Source organism: Mesobacillus sp. (assembly GCF_057785455.1).
In genome coordinates this window covers 119,726-135,698 of sequence record NZ_JBYNSB010000060.1, presented here as the reverse complement: position 1 = coordinate 135,698, position 15,973 = coordinate 119,726, and the positions used below count along the sequence as shown (strand labels likewise).

Genomic DNA, 15,973 nt, shown 5'->3' with positions numbered 1-15,973 from the left:
AGGTCAAATCAATCAAAGGAGATGAATTTGAATGACTTGTGGAAAAAGAAAATTTGACACAGATAGCTGTGTAGCGGATATCCTTAAAAGAGTAGCAGATGCTCAAGATGAAGTAGATAATGATGGTGATTGTGATGTCAGCTGCAATAAATCCATCCAGGACCTGCTGGCAGGAGCAACTACACCTAACAACTTTGATACTATTCCGCTAATCCTGTATTGCGGCTGTGATCCATTCCTTGGTACTGGTGTCCGGTTGATACGAAGGGAGAACAGTTCACAAGTGCTTCAGTGCATTGAATCATTCTTCTTCCGAGTGACATCGGTTGATGATAATTGCGCTAAGCTTGAATTGCTTTCTACAGGAACAACTGAACTGTGCAAATGGTCAGAACCATGCGAGCAAATCAACACTGGAACAACAACTTTCTTCAGAACAGGTATCTGTATCACTGTTGACCTCAACTGCTTCTGCGCAGTAGTGTGTCTGGATCCGGTGTCTACAACATTGCTTCCTACAAATACTCCAGCAAAATAATTGGAAGCAGGGGCTGCCGAGATGGTAGCCCTCTCTTTTTTTTGACATTTTTACAGACCGCGTATTTTTATGTCAATGATTTCCTTTACTGGTATCAGTACTGGCTTCCGTTTCCCTTTGGGGATAACCCTGATCTGGTCCTCTTCATTTGAAACAAAATAACCTACAATCTTATCTTCAACCGTCACGAAACTGTATTGGATTTTGACAATGGAAACAGGGAATTGTTCCAGATATTCGATTTTTTCCATGATTGATAATTCATTAAAGGGTTTTTTCTTCTTCCCCTCTTCAACTTCCTTCGAAGTGTCACTCTCTTCAAGAACATTGCTGATCTCTTGTTCTTCCACCTTTTCCAGTTCGACCGCTACAGAGCTTTCCTGCTTATTTTGTTCCTCTGCGGGTGCATTTTCAATTTCAGTTTCATTTCCATGTACTCTGTCATTAAAGTGGTACTTCTCCTGCATGCTTGCTGACAACTCTGGATAGTCAGGCTGATGAATGTATAAGAGAGGTTTCTCCCGCTTTTTTCTTCTGGCCATTTCCAAACCTCCTGCTCAGTTCACTCTCTACTTATGTGTATGCAGGACAAATACCCAGGGTTAATACTTTTTGGAGAATGCCAGCGAAGGGATAGCAAAAACCCGCTTGAATCAATTCAAGCGGGTTTAATTACATTAATTAGTTTTCTAAAGAATATGGAATCCAGAGTCAACGTGAATGTTTTCTCCCGTAATGCCTCGGGACAGATCACTGAACAAGAATAGAGCTGTGTCGCCTACCTCTTCTGGCGTCGTGTTCCTGCGCAATGGAGCTTTTTCCTCAATTTCTTTAAGGATTGAGTTGAAGTCGCTGACACCTTTTGCTGAAAGTGTGCGGATTGGCCCTGCTGAGATTGAATTCACACGGATATTGTTTTTTCCAAGGTCAGCTGCAAGGTAGCGGACACTTGCATCAAGGGATGCTTTTGCAACACCCATTACGTTATAGTTAGGGATTGCGCGCTCTCCGCCCAGGTAAGTAAGCGTTACAATGCTTCCGCCTTCAGTCATCAGTTCTTTGGCTTCCTTCGCAACAGCTGTCAGTGAATATGCACTGATATTGTGGGCCAGTAAAAAGCCATCGCGGGTAACGTTCATATAGTCCCCTTGAAGTTCTTCCTTGTTTGCAAAAGCGATACAGTGAGCAACGCCATAAATTGTTCCGGCCGCTTCCTTGATATCCTTAAAGCATTTTGTGATATCTTCATCACTCGTTACATCACATGGAAGGACTAAATAATTTTTATCAAGCGATTCTGCCAGTTCACGGACACTCTTTTCCATACGCTCTCCAGCATAAGTGAAAATTAAATTTGCTCCTGCATTATGGAGAGATTGAGCAATTCCCCATGCAATGCTGCGTTTATTGGCTACACCCATTACTACATATGTTTTACCATTTAATGAAAGACTCATTCGTAGAAATCCCCCTGTTAATACAAGTTATTAGTACCTAGTGCTAATTCTACACTATTAAGTTTCATTTGAAAAGGAAAACCCGCCTGAAAGGCGGGTAAGCTTCTTCTATATACCTCCGGATAAGATGGTTAACACCAAAAACAAAATTCCAATTCACGTTTTAACTCATCTACATATTCTTTCGAACCAGTGACAATCAGACGGTCATTGAGCATCAATTCTGTATCGCCATGGGGAACGATTGAATCATTTCCGCGTAATATCCGTACAAAGATGACATCGCCAGTGAATGGGAATCTCCTGATGCTCATGCCATCAAAATGATCATTAAGCATCCGGATTTCGTGCAGCGAATTTTCCTGGTTGGTCAAGATGCTCATAACACCTGGCGATTCGATCATTGCACGCAGCAGCGATTCTGTTGAACGCAGGACAGAAAAGATTTCAATTCCTTCTTCCTGAGCTTTTTCGGCCAGGTCAGGGCTTTCAATCCTCGCAATCACACGTTCAATCCCTTTTTCCTTGGCACTTACTGCAATTGTAGCATTAAGATCAGCATCTCCGGTTGAAATGACGATAATATCAGCATCATAGACGTTTTGCTTTTCCAGTGTCTCGATTTCATAATTATCCACTTCGATAATGTCAAACACTGAATCAGCAAACTGTTTACCGTCCTTCTCTTGTTTCTTATGGTATAAAACCGTTTGATACAGGGATGATCCCAAATCCCTTGATACAGGAAGGGTCATTTGGTTAGCACCAATGAATGCCACTTTTACCTTCTTCTCTTCAGCAGTTGCCTGCGGGAACAGCTTCTTGAACATGATTGGAGTGATGACACTCGATATTACTGCAACCAGAATCAAGGTTCCGCTCATCTGGGGAGTGATCATTTCCATTCGTTCACCAATTGTTGCAGCAGCAATGACCAGGGACAAAGTAGATGTCAACAGGAAGCCTGCTGCGAAAACTGTCTTGGTATCATACCATCTTTTCAATAGATAAACTGGCAGGATCTTTGATATGAACAAGCCTATTAAAAGCAATGGAATAAGAAGCAGAAGTTTCTTTTCACTCAGCATGGACCAAACGTCAAGATCGACTCCCACCATTACAAAGAATATTGGAATTAAAAAACCATAACCGAAAGAGTCAAGCTTATGGACCATTTCCTGGTCAGGAGCTAAAAGTGAAACTAAAACCCCTGCTAAGAATGCTCCAAGGATATTCTCCGCCCCAACTGTTTCAGATATGGCAACGAGCAGAATGATCAGGGCGAAAACTGCCCTGGTGCCTATCTGTGTAGTCCCTGTAGACAAAGCATTGATGAACGAGCGGTTTTTAAACCTTTTACCGATAAAATAAAGGGCAACGCCAGCGGCAAAAAGGACAAGCAGCAGCCATGTATTCCCTTCTCCTCCATCATAAATCGATACAAACACAGCCAGCAGTATCATTGTTGCCAAATCGGCAATGACCGCGATCAGCAGGATAATCTGTCCGATATTCGTCTTCATCAAGTGGGCGTCCTTCAATGTCGGCACAACGACTCCAAGTGAGATAGTCGAGATGATCAAAGTCATCAAAAACACATTTTCGATAAAGCCTGCAAGAACAAATAAATAAGAAAGACCGAGGGATGCAATGAAAATGCCAACAAATATGATGGATGAAACCATAAACGTATTGGGTTCATTCTTTCCATTTGGCAATGATTTTTTCTTGCTGCCTCCTGAGAAAGCAGTAAAGTCAATCTCCAAACCGCTCAGGAACATCAAGAACAGGAATCCCAGCGTAGAAAGCGTTCCGAGCCAGGCGTCCTCATGTACTATGTTGAAGCCGCTTTTTCCTATGATCAAACCCATAATGATTTCAGCGACTACAACAGGTATAAAACTCAATTTCAAGCGATGAAGCAAAATAGGTGTTATAAAGGCAACTATGATTACGATTACGAGAGAGGTAATCGAAGCATGTTGTTCCATCCCCATCCCTCCTTTATTTAGTAAGATAACTCATAAAAGCAGTAGCGATTCCAAAATAAATTAAAATACTGATAATATCATTTATAGTAGTAATGAAAGGGCCAGATGCTACTGCCGGGTCGATTTTCAGCCGATGCATCAGCAACGGAACTAAAGAACCAGCCAAAGTTGCTATGATTAAGGTAATAAAAATGGAGATTCCGACAAGTGCACCAAGGAACAAATCTCCCTGCCAGAAAAAAACGACGAAAGTTACGAGAATGCCGCAGATGAATCCGGTGATTAGGCCGGTGCCTGCTTCCCTGAGAATGATGCTCCATTTGCTCTCCTTTTCCAGGTCACCAGTCGCAATGCCTCTGACGGCTACCGCGAGGGCTTGTGTGCCCGTGTTTCCTGCCATGCCCGCTATCAGCGGAATGAAGACTGCGAGAATTGCTACTTTATTTAGTGTCTCCTCAAATCTGCCAATCAGGCTTGCGGTGAACATTCCAAGGAAGAGCAGGATAATAAGCCAGGGAAGGCGCTTCTTAGCAGCGGAAAAAGGATTACGGTCAACCGAATCCAAATCGGCAATACCAGCAAGCTTCGAATAGTCATCAGATGCCTCCTCTTCCATTACATCAATAATGTCATCGACGGTAATGATGCCCAGAAGATGTTTTTGAAAATCGACTACTGGCAATGCAAGGAAATTATAGTCTCTCATCATACGTGCTACTTCCTCCTGGTCCTCCCCGACTGATACAGAGACAACACGCTCATTCATGATTTCAAGTATCATGGTATCGTCATCGGCGACGATTAAGTCACGAAGAGATATGACACCAGCTAAACGTTTTTCTTCATCAATCACAAACAAGTAATAAATCGTTTCAGCCTGAGGAGCCTCGTTCTTTAAAATATGCATCGCTGATCTGACCGTCTGATTAGCAGCAATTGCAATGAATTCAGTTGTCATAATACTTCCGGCAGTGTATTCTTCATAATGAAGCAGGTCTTTGATTTCCTGCGCCGCTTCTTCATCCATGATTGTCAAGTAGCTAGCGACCTGATCCTTATCGAGCTCATTCAAAACATCAACCGCATCATCAGCATACATGTTTGATAGCATGTCAGCGGCATAATTCGGGTTCATTTGGGCAAGGACGTCCTTGAAATCCTCTTCATCCGCTTCCAGATTCTCAAACAGCTCAGCCATTTCTTCAGGTGACAGGAAATTATAAACCTTTGCCCTTGTATCATCATTTAATTCACTAAAAAATTCCGCCTGGTCATATGGATGAAGCTCCAAAAACTCCGCACGGAAATCATCAATTTTATCAGAGTAAAGTGCTTCCATCAGCAGCTCTCTGTTAATCTGCTGCTTTGCTGATGAATCTTTTCTTTCTTCAGCCATTCACCTTACCCCCTTTCCACTTCAGTACATTTCATTATACTAGCATTTCTTGTCTTCTTTGTCTTTTATCGGCACTTTTTCCTTTTTAGGACCTATTTCTCGTTACTTTTCGATTGGATTCTTTGCTTCTGAAGTGCATTGAGAGACCTGCTCATTACACTTTTCGAATCCATTTTTAGCTTTTGAATTGCCTTGAAAGCATCACTTTACTTTAAACATAGGATTCCTGCTTCTGAATGGTGTATAAATCCAGCAAAATTTTAAAATGGTTACGTGTTATTCTATTCCTTGCAAAAGATAATTTGTAATTATAACATTCCCTTTAAATAAGACTTTCTTGAAAAGAATTTAATGTCTAAATATTCATCTTTCCTGCTGAAAACCGGAATAATAAAAATGCCCATTCGCTTTTATAGAGATCGTAAATAATTAAATGAGGAGATGCTTATGAAATTAGATATTATCGGGGACATCCATGGTTGTTATAGCGAGTTTAAAGAACTTACACTAAATTTAGGTTACGCGTGGAAAGCTGGTATTCCAGTCAATCCTGAAGGAAGGAAGCTTGCATTTGTCGGTGATTTGACTGACAGAGGGCCAGAATCCTTGAAAACGGCGGAATTAGTCTGGAAGCTTGTGATTGAACAGGATCTTGCATATTATGTACCCGGTAACCATTGCAACAAACTCTACCGTTATCTTCTTGGCAATAAAGTTCAAATAACACATGGCCTGGAAACAACTGTCTCAGAGTTTTCAGCTCTAGGTTCCAAGGAACAAAGTACCTTTCGGGAGAAGTTCAAGCAGCTTTACGACTCATCTCCACTATATCATGTTCTAGATAACGGAAAACTCGTCATTGCGCACGCAGGTATCCGTGAAGATTACATAGGCGAAAATAATTCCAAGGTCAAGACCTTTGTTCTTTATGGCGATATTACCGGCCAGTCTAATCCAGATGGAACACCAGTCCGACGGGATTGGGCGAAAAAATATTCAGGCAAAGCGACAATCGTTTATGGCCATACTCCGGTAAAGGAACCCCGCATCATTAATAATACTTATAACATTGATACCGGAGCAGTGTTCGGCGGATCTTTGACAGCACTAAGGTATCCCGAGATGGAACTCATATCAATACCATCCACCATGCCTTATGTAGCAGAGAAATTCCGCGAGATTTAGGGTTGAATGGTCCTTTTCACATGAAGTTCGTGAGATAAATATCAACAATGTGTTATTGGTTCCCTCCAGCCTCGGTTTTTCTTCCTGCAGGGCAGCTATAGGTTCCGGCATAATGACAAAAAGCTAACCATCCCAAAAAAAATGGTTAGCTTTTTATTTGTGTTATTTCCCGATAAACATTTGTGTCCAATAGTTGCCCTGGCCGGTATGACCGACGCCGATATGTGTGTAATTAGGACTCAGGATATTCTTCCGGTGTCCTTCACTATTCATCCAGGCATTTACAACTTCTTCAGCACTTTGCTGGCCCATTGCAATATTTTCCCCAGCAGACTGGTAGCTCACTCCAAAGTCCCTCATCATATCAAATGGTGATCCATATGTCGGGCTCGTGTGTGAAAAATAATTCTTGGCCAGCATATCATCAGACTTTGCCTGAGCAACATTACTCAATGCTGTATCAGGCTGAAGGTTAGAAAGACCATTTTTCCTCCGCTGTTCATTTGTCAGGTCAATCACTTTTGATTCAAATGCACTGATTTCAGTTCCAGATGGAGTTTGCCCAGCTTTTTGCTGAGGGGCAGCCTCCTGATTTGGTGCTGTCCCTTGATCTGGTGCTGTCCCCTGGTTTGGCGCGGGAGCTGCACCTCCGTTAGCTGTCTCTCCTTGACCTGGTTGCAAATTACCTTCCTCTATCGGTGCCTGTAATGGGCCTTGATTTGGTGCTGCTGGAGCTGGCTGCATTCCATTACGAGGCTGCAGTAAAGCCTGGTCTCCCATTTGCGGCTGGCGAGCCCCCTGAAAGTCTCCATAAGTAAGTCTTCCCTGTCTGTTCATTTCAGTATGAGGAAAGTCCGCACTTGGAGTTTCGGTACTGTATGAATTCGGGTCAATCGTCAAAAATCCATCCGGCATTTGCAGAATTTCACTCGTTCCGCTTTCCCCGTTTCGTGCAGTCCTTTTAACTGTGCCAGCTTTACTGCTGCCATTTTGTTGCCTTAATTCCTTTGTATCATTGTCCCAGTATCCTGTTCCATAATCATTGTTAAGGGTCGTCATTCTGTTGTCCCTTAGATCAAGTGCTTCATCGTTATTGTTATTGCAAGCTGCCAGTCCTAAAAGCATGACAGCAGAAACAGCAGCTATTTTACCTTGCTTATAAATGTTCAAGTTTCTTTTCCTCCCTGATAATTCATTTATTACTTCCTTATGATTTGAAAAATCAGCGGAAATATATAATGAAATATCTGAGAAAAACCTGGAATGAAAAAGCATCAATACTTTTCCTAAAACGAAAAAAGGCAAACCTCATTATGGTTTACCTTTTGTTAATAATTGCTCCATATCATTTGGAAGCTCTGCCGTGAATTCCATTTCTTCATGCAAAAAGGGATGAAAAAACCGGATCTTCCTGCAGTGTAATGCCTGCCTTGAAATCAGTTCATGATTTCCTCCATATAAAGTATCACCTAACAGCGGATGGCCGATATGCGACATATGTACTCTTATCTGATGAGTGCGGCCTGTCAATAGCCGCAGTTGTATATGGGAAAAACCTGAACAGCTGCCGAGTACAGTATAAATAGTGCAGGCGTATTGTCCTGAGGGATCAACAGTCCGTTCGATTATGCTGTCTGCTTTTCTTGCAATCGGTTCCTCCACTTTTCCTTCATCCAGGTCAAAAATCCCCTCTGCAAAGGCTTCATATGTGCGTTTTACATCACCAGCCCGCTGCTGTTTACTGAAGAGATGATGAACATGGCTATGCTTGGCAATCAGAACAAGACCAGATGTATCCCGGTCAAGCCTTGTGACAATATGAGTCGTTGCTGCAATCCCATTTTGCTGATAATGGCCAATAACTGCACTGGCCAGACTCCCGTAAGGATGCTCGCGAGAAGGAATGGTATTCATGGCGGCAGGTTTGTTCACAACGAGTATATAGTCATCCTCATAGACAATTGTAAGTGGTATATTTTCAGCTTTCATGCCTTCAGAAGGAAACTCTTCAGGAAACATGACTGTGACAGCATCACCCGGCTGAATGATATAACGGACGTTTTTTTCCTGGTCATTAACCGAGATATAACCGCCCTTGAATTTGATATCTGTTAGTGCGGATTTGGAAATTTCCTTTTCCTTAAGGAAGTCCCTCAGCAGTTTGCCTTTATCAGCAGCTTCAGCTGTCCACTCCAGACTGAATTGTTTCGCCATATCAGCTGCTCCTGTCTTAATGTTCTTCATTCAGTTTACATTTTTTAGTCACTGTCCGAAATAAATGAATCACTGACACGCTTCCAGAATGGGAAAGGCCTGAATCTTGCAAAGCGGATTTTTTCGTCCGCAACCCGGAACTGAATTGACTTCACGTCTTTATGAAGCAGTGTCAGATGGTCCACCGTCACCTGGAAATCAGGCCTGTTAACCGGCTTGAGCGTGCATGTATGATGGTCGGGCAGGATCAGCGGAGAACCGACTGTCCTGAATACCCGGTTATTGATCGAGGCCATCTCTGCAACCTGGATTGCTCTTAATGAAGGGTGAAGAATCGCCCCGCCCAATGCTTTATTGTACGCTGTGCTCCCTGACGGTGTTGAAACACACAAACCATCACCACGGAAGCGCTCAAAGTGCTGCCCTCGAATTTCCACGTCCATAACCAGTGTGCCTTCCACTGATTTTACCGTCGATTCATTCAGCGCCAGGTATCTGGTCTCCCTTCCGCCATGCTGGTACCTGATAATTACCTCAAGCAGGGGATATTCAATCACCTGGTATGGTGTTTTTGCTATGGCGATCACAAGCTTCTCAATTTCCTCAGGAACCCAGTCTGCGTAGAATCCCAGATGCCCGGTATGTACTCCGATAAATGCTGTCTTATCCAGTCTGCTGCTGTATCGGTGAAATGCATATAAGAGCGTTCCATCCCCGCCGACAGAAATGCAGATATCTGGCTGGTCTTCATCATAAACGAGATCGAAATCCAAAAGGTATGTCCTCATCTTGTGCATTAATGTGTTTGACCGGGAATCCCCTTTTGAAGTTATTGCGAATTTCATGTGTTCTTACACCCCCGCCTGTCGATAGTGAATCTATTTCTTTCCATCCTGCTGCATTTCTTTTTTTCGCGTAAAAAAAGCTTGTGCCTCCTGGATTTCGCCCCTGATCGTCGACATTTCCTCATCAAGGCGGAAGGCTGCCTCAGCCGCCCTTTGCAGCCTGATCTTAATATCCTCAGGGAACATACCTTTATATTTATAATTCAATGAATGTTCCACTGTAGCCCAGAAGTTCATGGCAAGTGTACGTATTTGTATTTCAGCAAGGATATTTCTTTCTCCTCTGATGGTCTGGACTGGATAACGTATCACAACATGATAAGATCGGTAGCCGCTTGCTTTTTTATGGGAGATATAATCCCTCTCCTCAACAATTTCAAAATCATTCCGGCTTCTTAATAACTCGACAACCGTTTTGATGTCATCCACGAACTGGCACATGATCCTCAAGCCTGCAATATCCTGCATTTCAGTATCAAGTTTATCCAGCGATATTCCCTTTTGATTCGCTTTATCAAGGATGCTTGCAATAGGCTTTACCCTTCCTGTGACAAATTCAATCGGGGAATGATCGGAGTGCAATTCGTACTGGCTTCTGATGCCCTTGAGCTTGATTTTTAATTCTTCGACTGCATGTTTATAAGGTTCTAAAAATTGATCCCAGTGTTTCACTTTAAGTCACCTCAACCGGTTCTATTCACGAAAGCCTATGCGGTGGGCGCAGTAAAAACTTGTTCCACTTTCGCGACCATTTCCTCTCCATAATTGCTATTCCCTTTTATATTCGATATCAAGTATTCCATTTCCTCGAAAAAGCCTTCTAGTTTCAGCTTTGTATCATCAGAGGCTGTAAGGTAAGCTGCTGCTCCCGCTGCCAGGCCATCCTGGACAGCAGGCCATGTATTTTCCGGGATTGAGATGTATTGATAGCTCCCTTCATTTTCCACAATATAAATAAAAGCGAGCTGGTCAGAATCCACTAGCATTTGGCCTGTTGCTGACAGACCTGCAATGTCTGCTGCTGATTCTGATAAAAGCAGCAGTTCCTTATTTTCATTTTTTGCTTCGGTAATAAATATTCTTTGGCTCATTATTTCAACCTCCATAATCTTTATTATTTTATCATATAGAGGCAATTTCTACTAAAGATTGAAGCGGACCCTGTTTAACGAGATAATAAGGACAGAAATTTCCAAAGGGAGCGGACAAATATGAGCCAGAATATCGAAATTGAATTCAAGAATATCCTTACGAAAGAGGAATTCCTTAAAATAACGAGTCACTTTAAACTCGAGAACAGCATGTTCAAGACCCAGGTCAATCACTATTTTGATACTCCTTCCTTTACTCTTAAGGACTGCGGTTCGGCACTAAGGATCAGGGAAAAAGGCGAAAATTTTGAGATGACATTGAAACAGCCTGCCAATCTGGGGCTGCTTGAGACCAATCAACAGCTTACAGCTAAAGAGGCTGAAGAAATACTTGCTTCCGGACAAATTCCTGATGGTGAAGTGAAAGATGCTGTATCCGCTTTGATAAAGGATGTCGAACTCCTTCAGTATTTCGGATCGCTGACCACTGACAGAGCTGAATTTTCATACGAAGGCGGACTTCTAGTACTAGACCATAGTTACTATTTAAATACAGAAGATTATGAGATAGAATATGAGGTAACGGATGAAGCTGAAGGCTTGAAGATTTTCAGCGAACTGCTTGCTGAACTTAACATTCCAGCCCGAACGACCGATAATAAAATCAAACGATTTTATATGCGTAAATCAGGCTCTTTTAAATAATAGAACTTAACAGGGGATTCAGCCATGAACATAGATCAGTTAAAAGTCTCGCTTGAATTGCAAGCACTTCAGAAATTGAACAGCAGTCCTGCATCTCAATCTGGCAGCAGCCCTTTTCAGGAAATGCTGGCAACTCTTATGACAGAACAAACAGATGCACTTGGAGCAACAGCCACCCGTCTTGAAGAATTCTTCGGGGGGACACAGGAAGCAGTTCAATCATTCAGCCTTGGCAATCTCGGTGCCAGTCCTGCACTTCCGCCGATTCAGCTGACAAAGCTGGCAACTCGGGATTCGGGCTTTGATGATATTGTTGACCAGGCTGCTGCTGCCTTCAGCCTGCCTGCAAAATTGATTAAATCTGTCATTCAAAAGGAATCCAACTTTAATCCAAATGCCGTCAGCTCTGCTGGCGCTTCCGGCTTGATGCAGCTAATGCCTGCTACTGCCAGGGGTCTTGGAGTGAAGAATGTTTTTGACCCGGCCGAAAATATTTTTGCCGGAGCGAAATATCTACGCCAAATGATGGACAAATACGGCGATAATATTGAGCTTGCGCTGGCAGCTTATAACGCCGGGCCAGGTAACGTCGACAAGTACGGAGGGATTCCACCCTTCAAGGAAACACAAAATTACGTAACCAAAATAACCAATATGTTTTATGGATGATATTTCCATACTTTTCAGCCGTCTGCCAGTGGTAACAGACGGCCTTTTTGTGTACATTAGTAAAGCAATCAGTGTAATTATCTGTTCACAAGCCTATTTGTTTGAGATATAAATTTAGCATTGCTAAAATAAATAACATAACTATCAAAGCTAATGAAATTCAAAATTTTTTTTAAAGGAGTTATCACATATGGTTGAGAATAAGACCTTACCATTCGAAGCCATTGGCGAAGGAACACTTCACCGGCTGGTCGATGCTTTCTACCGCCGGGTAGGAGAGCATCCTGATCTTGCTCCTATATTCCCTGATGACCTAACGGAAACTGCACGAAAACAAAAGCAGTTCCTGACTCAATATCTAGGTGGACCGCCTTTGTATACAAGCGAACATGGACACCCAATGCTCCGGGCGAGGCATCTGCCTTTCGAAGTTACCCCTGTCCGTGCAAAGGCATGGCTCTCATGCATGTCAGAAGCAATGGATGAAGTTGGTTTGGAAGGTCCTATCAGGGAGGATTTTTATGCACGCTTATACCTGACAGCCCAGCACATGGTCAACACACCTGATGACGCGACTGGTGAGAACCCATGAAACTCAACAGAGAGAACCTTTTGAGTTACGACCCTTCAGAGTTTTGTCATGGCATGGATAAGAAGCCTATCGAAATATATATGTTCGTTGATCCATTATGTCCGGAATGCTGGGCGCTTGAACCGATAATCAAAAAGCTGCAGATCGAATACGGAAGCTATTTCTCCATCCGCCATATCTTAAGCGGCAGGCTTGCCACCTTAAATATGAGCAGAAAGAAAAAGTATGAAACGATCGCAGAGCTTTGGGAAAAAACAGCAAGCAGAACGGGAATGTCCTGTGATGGAAGCCTCTGGTTTGAAAATCCGGTTTCCTCGCCATACCTTGCTTCCATAGCCATTAAATCCGCAGAGCTCCAAGGAAAAAAGAAGGGCATCAGATTTTTGCGAAAGCTCCAGGAGGTTCTGTTTCTGGAGAAACAAAATGTATCCAACTTCGAAGTCTTAAAAGGCTGTGCCCGCCATGTGGGTTTGGATGTTGAGGAATTTGTGACTGACATTCATTCAGAAACAGCTGCAAAAGCGTTCCAATGTGACCTGAAAATCACGAATGAAATGGATGTCCAGGAAATCCCGACCCTCGTCTTCTTTAATTCGAATATCGAGGAGGAAGGCATAAAAATCACAGGTCTGTATCCTTATGAAGTGTACGTTCAGATTCTAGAAGAAATGCTTCCAGAAAAACCTGAACCGGCAAAGCCGCCTGCTTTAGAGGCTTTTATGAAACAATACAAAATGGTTGCCTCGAAGGAAGTTGCTGTCGTATACGATATGACAGTATCCCAGGCAGAACGGGAAATGAAGAAGCTCCTCCTAAAACAAAAGGTCGAACAAATCCCCGCAAAATACGGGATGTTCTGGAGATATCAGGAACAAGAAGGATAGCCGTGCATGGATTATGCACGGTTATTTTGTTTGCTAATGGATTTTTCCACCAGGTCCTAAATACGAGGACCTTATATGATATATCCCAGGTTTATTCACAAGCGATAAACAGGAAAAGGCCCTGCAGCTCTCCAACTGCAGGACCTTTTCTATTTTATACGAACAAAGGGGATGGGAGAAATCTTTCACGGTCAAACAAAGGGGTAATGTTTGCTAGTGATCAACTTCACGCTATTAATATAACATACCCCAATTCCTATCTCAATATACTTGTGTCTTATTTCACAATATTGTCAAATCCTATACATAATCAGGGCCCAGCTGCATAAATATTTAACAATTATCCTATTGTCCGGAGGAAAACATGATGTCTAAGTTTGCTGTTTTGCTTTTGATTTTGTTCTTCCTGTTTTCGTTTGTTCTTCATATTGGCGGGCTGATGCATCTCATTCCTTTATACCTTACTTCCCCCATTCTTTTTATATCGCTGTTCTTATTTTTGGTCTATGCGAATAACAGGAAAAGCTTTAAAGGTTTCTAAGCAACGTAAAAACCGGCCCAATGCCATATCGGGCCGGTTTCCTTATATTAAGAAAGCATTTTTTCCATTTCATCCAGCTTTTCTTCGAATACTTTAAGAGCTTCTTCGATTGGTTTTGGGCTAGTCATATCTACTCCAGCTTTTTTCAGGACTTCGATTGGGTAATCGGAGCTTCCCGCTTTCAGGAAATCGACATAGCGGTCCACAGCTGGCTGGCCTTCCTCAAGGATCTGCTTGCTCAACGCTGTTGCAGCACTGAAGCCGGTAGCATACTGGTAGACATAGTAGTTGTAATAGAAATGCGGGATCCTTGACCACTCAAGGCCGATTTCTTCATCAATATCAATATCTTCTTCACCGAAATACTTCTTATTCAGTTCATAGTAATCTTTTGTGAGAGAGTCTGCAGTCAGCGCTTCATTATTCTGTGCTTTTTGATGGATCAGATGCTCGAATTCAGCAAACATCGTTTGTCTGAAAACTGTTCCCCTGAAGCCCTCCAGATAATGATTCAGAAGGTAAAGACGCTTCTGTTCATCATCGATTGTTTTTAGCATATAGTCATTCAGCAATGCTTCATTGCAAGTTGATGCTACTTCAGCAACAAAGATTGAATAGTTTCCATATGGATATGGCTGTGTCTTCCTTGTGTAATAGCTGTGGACGGAATGACCAAACTCGTGTGCCAGTGTAAAGAGGTTATTCACATTGTCCTGCCAGTTCATCAGGATATATGGGTTTGTGCCATATGAGCCGGAAGAATAGGCACCGCTGCGTTTCCCTTTGTTTTCATGCACATCCACCCAGCGATTTTCAAAGCCTTCCTTAAGCACATTATTATATTCCTCACCCAGAGGAGCAAGACCTTTCAGAACATATTCCTTCGCCTCTGAATATGGAATTTCCATTTTCACATTTTTCACGAGCGGAGTGTAGAGGTCATACATATGCAGTTTTTCAAGGCCAAGAACCTTGCGGCGCAATTTGACATACCTGTGTAGAAGATGCAGGTTGGCATTTACCGTATTGACAAGATTTTCATAGACACTTTCAGGTATATTGTTCGCGGAAAGAGCAGCATGTCTTGCTGAATCATATTTGCGTACTCTGGCATTGAAATTATCCTTCTTGATATTGCCGCTTAGTGTACTTGCGAATGTATTCCTGAAGCTGCCATATGTCTTGTAAACAGCCTTGAAGGCATCTTCGCGAACCCTGCGGTCACTGCTTTCAAGAAAACGGATATAACGTCCGTGCGTAATTTCGACCTCTTCCCCATTCTCATCCTTGATTGATGGAAATTCGAGGTCGGCATTATTAAGCATACCGAATGTGTTGGATGGCGAGCTCATGACTTCCGATGCTTCTGCCAATAGAGCCTCCTGCTCAGCTGACAGTACGTGCGGGCGCTGGAGGTTGATTTCTTCCAGGGCATGCTCATATAGCTTTAATTCAGGTTTTTCTTCCAGGAAGCCTTTGATTTTTTCCTCATCGACAGCAAGGATTTCAGGCACGATAAACGCTAAAGAACTGCCTGCCTGGGAATATAAATTCTTGATCCGGTCATCCAGCCCCTGGTAAAAAGAATTCGCAGTATCCTGGTCATACCTCATATGGGCATATGTATACAACCGTCCAAGTCTCTCAAGCAGCTTATCCTGTAATTGAAGTGCATTGTAAAGCTGTTCTGCACTTTCGCCCAACTTTCCTTGATATTGCTGGATGCTGGGAATCAGGCTCTTCACTTCAGTAAATTCTTTTTCCCAAACATCATCACTCGCAAAAATATCCTCAAGTCTCCATGTATCTTCCACGGCTACTTCTTGTCTTGATGGCAATTTTTTAACTGTAGATTCATTCGACAT

At 42.7% G+C, this 15,973-nt stretch carries 17 protein-coding genes; 7 read left to right on the top strand and 10 right to left on the bottom strand.

Features of this window, described 5'->3' with window-relative positions:
* Positions 1-31 precede the first annotated feature (31 nt).
* Positions 32-538, top strand: a complete 507-nt coding sequence (locus tag AC3EBE_RS22000) for a CotY/CotZ family spore coat protein (protein ID WP_488597163.1) — start codon at positions 32-34, stop codon at positions 536-538.
* A 50-nt stretch (positions 539-588) separates the two neighbouring features.
* Here AC3EBE_RS22000 and AC3EBE_RS21995 read toward each other — a convergent pair whose 3' ends face one another.
* From AC3EBE_RS21995 to mgtE, 4 genes are all read right to left on the bottom strand, one after another.
* Positions 589-1,080 carry a CotO family spore coat protein gene (locus AC3EBE_RS21995; RefSeq protein WP_488597162.1) on the bottom strand — a complete coding sequence of 164 codons (492 nt, stop codon included), beginning with the start codon at positions 1,078-1,080 and terminating at the stop codon, positions 589-591.
* 147 nt (positions 1,081-1,227) lie between these two features.
* A complete protein-coding gene (gene fabI / locus AC3EBE_RS21990; protein ID WP_488597161.1) occupies positions 1,228-1,995 on the bottom strand; it encodes an enoyl-ACP reductase FabI in 768 nt (255 codons plus the stop codon).
* A 131-nt stretch (positions 1,996-2,126) separates the two neighbouring features.
* On the bottom strand, positions 2,127-3,986 hold the full coding sequence (locus AC3EBE_RS21985; RefSeq protein ID WP_488597160.1) for a monovalent cation:proton antiporter family protein: 1,860 nt from the start codon (positions 3,984-3,986) through the stop codon (positions 2,127-2,129).
* A gap of 13 nt (positions 3,987-3,999) precedes the next feature.
* Positions 4,000-5,325, bottom strand: coding sequence for a magnesium transporter (mgtE, locus tag AC3EBE_RS21980; protein WP_488597232.1), 1,326 nt, complete (start codon positions 5,323-5,325; stop codon positions 4,000-4,002).
* Positions 5,326-5,829: 504 nt separating this feature from the next.
* Here mgtE and prpE point away from each other — a divergent pair.
* Positions 5,830-6,567: a bis(5'-nucleosyl)-tetraphosphatase PrpE gene (prpE, locus tag AC3EBE_RS21975; protein ID WP_488597159.1), complete on the top strand. Its 738-nt coding sequence runs from the start codon at positions 5,830-5,832 to the stop codon at positions 6,565-6,567.
* A 162-nt stretch (positions 6,568-6,729) separates the two neighbouring features.
* On the opposite strand, the gene AC3EBE_RS21970 is transcribed toward prpE, so the two are convergent.
* The 5 genes from AC3EBE_RS21970 to AC3EBE_RS21950 all read right to left on the bottom strand — a co-directional run bounded on the left by AC3EBE_RS21970 (position 6,730) and on the right by AC3EBE_RS21950 (position 10,717).
* Positions 6,730-7,737, bottom strand: a complete 1,008-nt coding sequence (locus AC3EBE_RS21970) for a CAP domain-containing protein (protein ID WP_488597158.1) — start codon at positions 7,735-7,737, stop codon at positions 6,730-6,732.
* A 141-nt stretch (positions 7,738-7,878) separates the two neighbouring features.
* Entirely contained in the window at positions 7,879-8,781 is a 903-nt protein-coding gene (locus AC3EBE_RS21965) for an RluA family pseudouridine synthase (protein ID WP_488597157.1), read from the bottom strand.
* A 44-nt stretch (positions 8,782-8,825) separates the two neighbouring features.
* On the bottom strand, positions 8,826-9,626 hold the full coding sequence (locus AC3EBE_RS21960) for an NAD kinase (protein ID WP_488597156.1): 801 nt from the start codon (positions 9,624-9,626) through the stop codon (positions 8,826-8,828).
* Between the two features lie 33 nt (positions 9,627-9,659).
* Complete coding sequence (yjbM, locus tag AC3EBE_RS21955; protein ID WP_488597155.1) at positions 9,660-10,298, bottom strand: GTP diphosphokinase; 639 nt, start codon at positions 10,296-10,298, stop codon at positions 9,660-9,662.
* A gap of 35 nt (positions 10,299-10,333) precedes the next feature.
* The gene (locus tag AC3EBE_RS21950) at positions 10,334-10,717 is read right to left on the bottom strand and encodes a UPF0738 family protein (RefSeq protein WP_488597154.1); all 384 of its coding nucleotides are present in this window, start codon (positions 10,715-10,717) and stop codon (positions 10,334-10,336) included.
* A gap of 120 nt (positions 10,718-10,837) precedes the next feature.
* Here AC3EBE_RS21950 and AC3EBE_RS21945 point away from each other — a divergent pair, with 120 nt between their 5' ends.
* The 5 genes from AC3EBE_RS21945 to AC3EBE_RS21925 all read left to right on the top strand — a co-directional run bounded on the left by AC3EBE_RS21945 (position 10,838) and on the right by AC3EBE_RS21925 (position 14,108).
* Positions 10,838-11,422 carry a CYTH domain-containing protein gene (locus AC3EBE_RS21945; RefSeq protein WP_488597153.1) on the top strand — a complete coding sequence of 195 codons (585 nt, stop codon included), beginning with the start codon at positions 10,838-10,840 and terminating at the stop codon, positions 11,420-11,422.
* Positions 11,423-11,446: 24 nt separating this feature from the next.
* A complete protein-coding gene (locus AC3EBE_RS21940; protein WP_488597152.1) occupies positions 11,447-12,091 on the top strand; it encodes a lytic transglycosylase domain-containing protein in 645 nt (214 codons plus the stop codon).
* A 190-nt stretch (positions 12,092-12,281) separates the two neighbouring features.
* The gene (locus AC3EBE_RS21935; RefSeq protein WP_488597151.1) at positions 12,282-12,683 is read left to right on the top strand and encodes a globin domain-containing protein; all 402 of its coding nucleotides are present in this window, start codon (positions 12,282-12,284) and stop codon (positions 12,681-12,683) included.
* A complete protein-coding gene (locus tag AC3EBE_RS21930; RefSeq protein ID WP_488597150.1) occupies positions 12,680-13,567 on the top strand; it encodes a ClpXP adapter SpxH family protein in 888 nt (295 codons plus the stop codon). Before AC3EBE_RS21935 ends, AC3EBE_RS21930 begins: the two co-directional genes overlap by 4 nt.
* A 364-nt stretch (positions 13,568-13,931) precedes the next feature.
* The gene (locus tag AC3EBE_RS21925) at positions 13,932-14,108 is read left to right on the top strand and encodes a hypothetical protein (protein WP_488597149.1); all 177 of its coding nucleotides are present in this window, start codon (positions 13,932-13,934) and stop codon (positions 14,106-14,108) included.
* 47 nt (positions 14,109-14,155) lie between these two features.
* On the opposite strand, the gene pepF is transcribed toward AC3EBE_RS21925, so the two are convergent.
* Positions 14,156-15,973, bottom strand: coding sequence for an oligoendopeptidase F (gene pepF, locus AC3EBE_RS21920; protein ID WP_488597148.1), 1,818 nt, complete (start codon positions 15,971-15,973; stop codon positions 14,156-14,158).